The following is a 7,363-nucleotide window of genomic DNA, read 5'->3' on the forward strand; positions in this document are numbered from 1 at the left end:
CTTATGCGTTGGTGGACAGTGTCCGCACGCTCGGTGCGTCGTTGTCTCCTGTGTGGAGGGGAACGACGCCAAGTGGCGCATGAGTGTGACGAAACGACGGAGGCGACCTCCTCGGGAGCCGAGGCCGCTGCTGCGGGAGCTCTCAGAGGAGTTCAGTGCGGCCGGTATGGCCGCTTGGCTGGACAGCGAGGGGATCGGCGAGGGTACGCCCTTCCTGATCGCTCCTGATGGCTCCTACGACATCGAGCTGAATGGCTATTGGACGTCGACGCAGATGATCGGTGGATCTCGTCATACGAGGTCTGGCTCTGCGCGTGAGATGCGTACGTTCTGTGACTTCCTCTGGAATCACAGGCCGCCGGTGGCTGACGGGACTGAAGGGACCGAATCGGCGGCACCGGGCCGGGCTCGTGGGTGGCGGGACGCCACCGTCCGTGATCGTGAGGTCTACGAGTTCTGGCGGTGCGATGATCCGCAGGGGTCGAGGCTGATTGGGTCGTCCTGGAACCATGCGGTGTCGATGGCCTACGGGTTTTACAGATGGGCTGGCAAGCGCAAGTACACGGCCTCGAATCCGATCGATGAGCGAGCGTGCCGTCGCCGTGCTGGCGAGTCTCGCCGTCGGCCTCGACGGGGCGAAGAAGCGGGAAAGACTGCTGCGGAGAAGCGGCCGGATGCCCGCAGGAAGAAAGTCGTCTGGCTGACACCGGAGCAATACCGAAGCTGGAGGGATGTCGGGATTCGCGGCTATCTGCCGACCGGGCTGAAGGATCCGTCTTTCCGCGGGAAGCGGATCGCGAGGAACTCGGCCTACACCGACCTCATGGTTCGCACAGGGTTGAGGCTGGAGGAACAGTCAGCGCTGACCTTGTTCGAGCTCCCCGACCACGACGGCCTGAGCGCCTACTACCGGTTCTGGCTGCCGGAGGCGATCGCCAAGGGTGGGTCTTGCCGCGATGTCTACATTCCCGATGGAGGCCTGCGGGCCATCGTCGACTATGTCGAGATCGACCGGGCTGACGCCGTGGCCAGAGCTCAGGCTGCGGGCCGCTACGAGGCGGTCGAGGACAAGCTGGTGGTTGAGCCGGGGACGACGCGGGTTCGGATCGGGGACAAGTGGCACTTGGTGGAGGACCTGGACCCGGAGGAAAGACTGCGGCTGTTCACAACCACCGAACGAGGGCTCGAGCCGGCCGCACTCTGGCTGTCAGAAGACGGCACGCCGCTGACCTTGCACGCCTGGAAGTGGGTGTTCCGGGAGGCGAGCAAGCGCTGCCGCCTGCTCGGAGTGAAGATCCACGGGCATCCGCATGCCTTGCGGCACAGCTTCGCGGTCGTGACCTTGGAACAGCTTCAGCGGGCCCACCTTGAGTCCCTCAGTGCGATGGACATGGTTCAGCGCCGGCACTACCGGATGATCTGGGGCGACCCGCTGGACTGGGTCCGCATTCGACTTGGACACGCATCTCTTGAGACGACGCAGAACTACCTGCACACGTTGCGGGAGCTCGAGATGGAGACTCGCTTGATGCTGGTGCCCGACCTTTGGGAGCATCCCGACCGGCCCTACCTCGACGACATGGCCAAGGCCGTGGAGGCCGAGGAATGCCGCACGATCGAGGACGCCTGGGACGAGGACTCCTTCCTGGCGGAGGAGTGGGTATGAGTGATAACTCCGACGCGGTCTCATTGCCAGGCCCCCGCACGGCTCCGGGTCGCTCGTCACCCCAGCCCGCAGGGCTCTACGAACCGCCTCCGGTCGTTGCCCATGACGGTGACCGGGGACTTGTCGTCAACTTCACGGGCCGGGATCACCGCAAGGCGGTCTACAGCTTTGAGGACCTACCGCTGCCCGAACTGCACGAAGTCGTTGCCCGGGCTTTCGCCGCCCGGTTTGGTGGCAATCAGCTCAACACGGTGGCCAGCGCGAACGGGCAATGGACCGTCATCCAGAGGTTCTTGCGGTTCCTGAACACGTTGCCCCGACCACCGAGGGATCTATCCCGCCTGACGGGCTCCCACATGAAGCGCTACAGGCTGCATGTCAAAGCCGGCATGCGCGAGCGAGGGCTGTTCGACCACTTCAAACTGCTGCATAGCCTTCTGCGGAAGGTTCCGCCGGGCACCCTGCGGCCGGACGTGCTCGACATGATCTGGCAGGTCGAGCGCATCGACCAGCGGAAGGTCCGAAGTTTGCCCGGCTACGACGACGCAACGTTCCACCAGGTTGTGACAGCCGCCCGCAGCGCGGTCGTGGACATCTATCGGCGAATCCGGGATGGGGAGACTCTGCTGGCCCGCTACACCAGCGCTCCGACCGAGTTAACGGGCCCGGAGCGAGAGCGCGGGGCGGTGCTGGCGGAAGTAGCTCGAACCGGCCGGATTCCGACTGTCCTGCGGACGACGAGCCGGGGTGAGAAGGGCAGCGCGCCCGACCTGCCGGCCCGCCTTCGACTGGCGCGTCAGCTGTTCCTCACCCATGACGACATGATTCCGCTGGTGGTGCTCGGGGTCGCGGTTACTGGCCGCAACGCGGAAACGATCAAGGAACTTCCGGCGGTACACCGACTGATCGACGGACATGCGGTCGCGATGGAGATCGTCAAACGTCGTCGCGGAGCGGACCGCTGGTTTGAGGAGGTGACCTGGGACGTCGGCCGCCAAAGCGAACGGTTGAAGACGTCTGGTGGGTACTACCTGCTTTGCGAGCGTCTCGCCCGACGAGGCCGGCTGATCAGCCATTCACCGCTGGTCTGGTCGGTTTGGACGAACGGATCGATGAACGGCAAGGGGGAGACCCACGGCCACAAGAACCCCTTCGACAAGCGCCTTGGCTTCAATTACGCCCTGGTCGACTGGGTTGACACCTGTCCTGAGCTAGCACGGTTGCCGAACTTCAAACTCGATCTCGGTCGGCTCAAGACCACGGTCGATCGCATGAACACGCGGGCGGCAGGCGGGCATCTGCCCTCTTCGACTGTGTCGAACACCCAGGACGTGCTCTTCCGGAACTACCTCAGAGGCGATCCCGACGTTCAGGACTGGGCCGAAGAGATTGTCACCGAGGCATTGGAGGACGCCGAGGCTGCTGCCCGCGCCGCTTACCAGCGGGCCCGCAAAGACCAGGGCGAAATGAGGATCTTGCCCGGCCCAACCGAGGATGGTCCCAGCCGTCCAGCCGCTGACGTCGGCCTGGACGAGGAGACGGCCCGCCAGGTTCTGGCAGGAGAGCGTGACACCGCGTTCGCGGCATGCGCTGAGTCCGACGGCGGCTGCCGGGACTCGTTCCTGACCTGCTTCGCCTGCCGAAATGCTGTCGCCACAGCTGCCCACCTGCCCGCCCAGCTTGCATTGCTCGATGAGCTTGCCGAGCGGTGGGAAGGCACCGACCGCGACACCTGGTGGCGCGACTACGGACAGGCATGGCTGGCCATCAACGAGGACATTCTGCCCAGGTTCACTCCGGAGGAACGGGCTGCGGCCGAGGACGCCAAGCCAACCGACCGGGTGCTTTCCCTCCTCAACGGTCCCGAGGAGGACGAGGCCGCATGGGTCTGATGCAGTTGGCACCGCCATACTCTCCGGTCCGTCCCGACGCCCTGGTCCTGGGACGCCGCCGTCTGCGAAAGGGGGTCCGCCGAGGCGATACCTCGCGCTTCGCCGACGACGTCTGGAGGCTGACGCCGGCACTGCTGCAACAGCAGCAGCAGTCCCTGATCTTGAACTTCCGGGCGATTCCTGCCGCCTATCGGCTGATCGTCAAGCACCTCTTCTACGCGTTGCTGGCGGGGACGCCACCAGTGGGTGAAAGCAACCGCGGAGTGGTGACCATCCACGGCCACTTCCAGGCGATCAAGGAGTTCTTCGACTGGCTGGAGAAGCCGGCTCAGAACTCGCCTCGCCTCGACTCGCTCACGCCCGACATGCTCCGCCTCTTCCAGAAGCACCTGCTGGCCACGGTGACCTCCTCCGGACGACGAGGTGAGCATCGCCGACCCGTCCGCTTGCTCTGGACCTGGAGGGAGTCACTCAACGGTGACCACCTTCTCTTTGATCCTGAGCGGCTCGAGGACGACTGGCACGAAGCATCGGAAGGCAGGAGGCGGGAGAACGCTCGCCGTCGGATCCCGGAATCGGTCATCGGCCCGCTCCTGGTCTGGTCGATGCGGTTCGTCAACGACTTCGCCGACGACATCCTGGCCGCCCAGGACGAATGGCTGGCCCTCCAGAAGAGGACGCTCTGCGATGCCAGGGCCGGCCGCGGTGCCCGCCGCCGGCTCGAGACGCTCTTGCGGCGCTACCGGGACGAAGGCAGGCCTCTACCCGGTGGAACAAGCGGCCCACACGGGATCAACGTCAGCCACCTGGCCCGCGAGCTCGACTGCAATCGGCGTTCGCTGACCGAGCCCCAGGCTTGGGAGCTGATCGAACAAACCCGCCAGGAGGTGGGCGTCGCCGACAACGCATACCTCCACACCCGAGTCCGGGGCCTGCTGGATGGTGAGCCCTGGTTGAAGCAGATCTCTTACGACACTGATCTAACTGATCTCATCCGTGTCCTGACTGCCGCCGCCTACACCGTCATCGCCTACCTCTCCGGAATGCGTGACAGCGAGGTCAAGCATCTGAAGCGCGGATGCCTGACAGTGGATGCCGATCGGACGGGACGGATCACACGGAGGAAGATCACGAGCATGGCCTTCAAGGGCGAAGGCAGCCCGATGGGAGTCCGTGCGACGTGGGTCGTCGGCCACCCCGTCTCGGCTGCGGTTGCCGTGCTTGAGAGGCTGCAGCCCAAGCGCCAGCGCTGGCTGTTCGCGATTCCCCCTAGTTCGCCGACGCATCTCAAACCCCGTTCGACAGGGGCTAAGACGTCCAAGGGGACCAACCAAGACCTGAACCTGCTGATCACGTGGGTCAACGACTACTGCCACCGCACCCATCGCGACGACGGCATCCCGAATGTCAAGGGTCTGCCCTGGCGACTGAGCACAGCACAGTTCCGCCGAACCCTGGCCTGGTTCATCGGCCGCCGCCCCGGCGGCAGCATCGCTGGCGCCATCCAATACCGACATCTCAGTGTTCAGATGTTCGAGGGATACGCCGGAACATCGAAGGCTGGCTTCCGAGCGGAAGCCCAGCAAGAAGCCCTTCTCGCCCGCGGCGAAGGCCTCTCCATCATGGTCGACCGCCACGACCACGAGCAGCTGCGAGGTCCCTCGGCCGAGGAGGCACGCTCCCGTCTGGATAAGTTCGGTGACCGGATCCGCTTCCTCGGCCGCACACCAGACGACGCACAGATGAAGAAGCTCATGGCCCGCGACGACCCAAAGATCTACCCCGGCCGCTTCATCACCTGCACCGACAACGCCAACCGGCGCCTTTGCCGCCTGCCCGGCGAGAGCGACACGACCCCGGACCCCGGCCAGTGCAAGCCCCTGGCCTGCCGCAACGTCGCCCTGACCGACTCCAACATCCAGGCATGGCTCCAGCGTCTAGCTGAACAGGACACACGACTCCAAGCCGCCGACACGCTGGCGCCCCGCGTCCGCGTCCGCCTCGAAGAGGACCGCGCTGAAATCCGGTCCTTCCTCGCCCGGGCCGGCGCCCTCGAACCAGCGGAGACCTCGGCATGAGGAAGCACGCGCTGACCACCGAGACGGTCGCTGAAGTCATCGAAGGTCTTCTGGCCCAGGCCGCCGAAGCCGGGAAGGCTGCCACCGTCACCGCTCTCGCGAGACAGCTGGGCGTCCAACGCCAGACTCTCTACCGCGACTTCGGTCCCGCCGTCACCGACTACCTGTCTCGAGACGCCGCACGGCGCACCCGCCAACCGCGACCCGCCAAGGACCCGACCAGCGACCGCGAGACGATCGCCCGCCTCCGGCGCGAGAAGGACGAACTAACCAGGCACCTGCACATCTACGAGGACCACATCCGCCGTCTGACCATCGAGAACAGGAGGATGCAGAACGAGCTGGCCAAGTTCAGTGGCGTCGTCCGGCTCTCTGACTATCGCTCCCACCAATGATCGGCCAGCTGGTGAGCTCAACTGCACGCGGCAGCCGAGCCCACCGACCAGTTACTCCTCACCACGGCAGAGGAACCGCCGGGACGACAAGAATCTTGAAGCGCCTCTTCATCTCGTCCAGAAGCGCCTCGGAGATCGGCTCGGGGCCGCCGTCCGGTTCAGGCTTGCCATACTCAAGAAGTCCGGGGCCAGGGCCTTGTTCGCCAGGCGGACCGAACAAGGCGACTGCAGTTTCTGAGAACCCTGGGTGATGCTGGGCGCGATACTGCACGCCGTTGAACCCGGCTTTCCAGAGAGCCAAGGCCCACTGTTGCGACAGCTGATAGCTGCCATCAGCAGAAAGATCACCGAAGATGCCGTAGTTGCCGACGACTGACTCATGGGTGACGTCGGCAATGCGACCGACGGCACCGGGAACGAACTGCAGCTCACTCATTCGGCGGTCGTTCACGAGCTGCTCGGAGAGCGGACTGAAACCGCTGAGCGTCTCCAGGAAGGCGCCGGTCTCACTCTCAGCCAGATAACACGTGCCGAACTCGCTGTTCGTTCCACGCGGGTCGTCCCAACGGAAGAGACCCTTCATGCCGAAGTACCTTGCGTCCCGGGTGGCCCGGTGGATGCGGAAAAGGCTGTGCTGAATTTCCGCTGTCGGGAAGCCAGCCAGCTCGCGCGGATCCTCCGGAGGAAAGTTGCTTGTCACGACGCGAGCCTCTCTGCCGCACGACGAGCCACAGCGAGAACAGGCTCCGAGTCCGGCTTTCGAGCCAGCCATTGTCCTGGCGTCAGGCCGTTCAGCTCGCTGGACGCGGTGTTGATCCAAGCACTCACCGCATAGGGGTCGAGGCGCCCGAGGGCTTCGCGGAAGATCTTGAAGATGTCGGTGGCGTCGGGAGACACGGACCAATCTGGTCGGAACTGCCACACGGGAAAGTGTGTGGTTCCTCGGCCGGGGAGACCAAGCAGCCTCCCAGCTGCAACCCGCTTGGCGAGCGCCTGTCGGCTCACTCCCATCATCAAACTCAAGCGAGAGGTGTCGATCATCTCGCCAACACTCTCGGCCCAGATCATCGGAGCAAGTACCGACTGAGCGGCCTGCTGCCCCAGATGCCGGGCGACCATGGGACGCATGTGGTCCAAGGCGGATTCAGGGAGAGTGCTCACCTCTTCGATGAACCCCTTGATCATTTCTTCTCTGGCTTCTGTCACATCTCCAGAGTGCGTCAACCCGTCAACCTCGTCAACCCGTCAACCTCGTCAACCCGTCAACCCTTGTTCGGGGAGTCGTGGACAGGGGAGTCGTGGACAACGGACATGAAAATCACCTAGCCATAA

The 7,363-nt window shown here is 64.5% G+C and carries 6 protein-coding genes; 4 read left to right on the top strand and 2 right to left on the bottom strand.

The genetic code is table 11. The features are described from left to right. The first annotated feature begins 166 nt into the window (after positions 1 to 166). Genes ACFY2Z_RS41405 through ACFY2Z_RS41420 form a run of 4 tightly spaced genes read left to right on the top strand, consistent with a single transcriptional unit; the run spans position 167 to position 6,031 of the window. Positions 167 to 1,666, top strand: a complete 1,500-nt coding sequence (locus ACFY2Z_RS41405; protein ID WP_339131849.1) for a site-specific integrase — start codon at positions 167 to 169, stop codon at positions 1,664 to 1,666. Next, the gene (locus ACFY2Z_RS41410; RefSeq protein WP_390749162.1) at positions 1,663 to 3,558 is read left to right on the top strand and encodes a hypothetical protein; all 1,896 of its coding nucleotides are present in this window, start codon (positions 1,663 to 1,665) and stop codon (positions 3,556 to 3,558) included. The genes ACFY2Z_RS41405 and ACFY2Z_RS41410 overlap by 4 nt, the downstream gene beginning before the upstream one ends. Beyond that, positions 3,549 to 5,636 (top strand): hypothetical protein, encoded by a 2,088-nt coding sequence (locus ACFY2Z_RS41415; RefSeq protein ID WP_339131851.1) that lies wholly within the window; start codon positions 3,549 to 3,551, stop codon positions 5,634 to 5,636. The genes ACFY2Z_RS41410 and ACFY2Z_RS41415 overlap by 10 nt, the downstream gene beginning before the upstream one ends. After that, positions 5,633 to 6,031, top strand: a complete 399-nt coding sequence (locus ACFY2Z_RS41420; protein WP_339131852.1) for a hypothetical protein — start codon at positions 5,633 to 5,635, stop codon at positions 6,029 to 6,031. Before ACFY2Z_RS41415 ends, ACFY2Z_RS41420 begins: the two co-directional genes overlap by 4 nt. A 58-nt stretch (positions 6,032 to 6,089) precedes the next feature. Here ACFY2Z_RS41420 and ACFY2Z_RS41425 read toward each other — a convergent pair whose 3' ends face one another. Together ACFY2Z_RS41425 and ACFY2Z_RS41430 are read right to left on the bottom strand one after the other, a co-directional pair. Further along, positions 6,090 to 6,731, bottom strand: coding sequence for an RES family NAD+ phosphorylase (locus tag ACFY2Z_RS41425; RefSeq protein ID WP_339131853.1), 642 nt, complete (start codon positions 6,729 to 6,731; stop codon positions 6,090 to 6,092). Next, positions 6,728 to 7,237 carry a hypothetical protein gene (locus tag ACFY2Z_RS41430; protein WP_339131854.1) on the bottom strand — a complete coding sequence of 170 codons (510 nt, stop codon included), beginning with the start codon at positions 7,235 to 7,237 and terminating at the stop codon, positions 6,728 to 6,730. The genes ACFY2Z_RS41425 and ACFY2Z_RS41430 overlap by 4 nt, the downstream gene beginning before the upstream one ends. Between the last annotated feature and the right edge of the window lie 126 nt (positions 7,238 to 7,363).

This window comes from Streptomyces sp. NPDC001222, from assembly GCF_042896945.1.
Classification (GTDB): Bacteria; Actinomycetota; Actinomycetes; order Streptomycetales; family Streptomycetaceae; genus Streptomyces; species Streptomyces gibsoniae.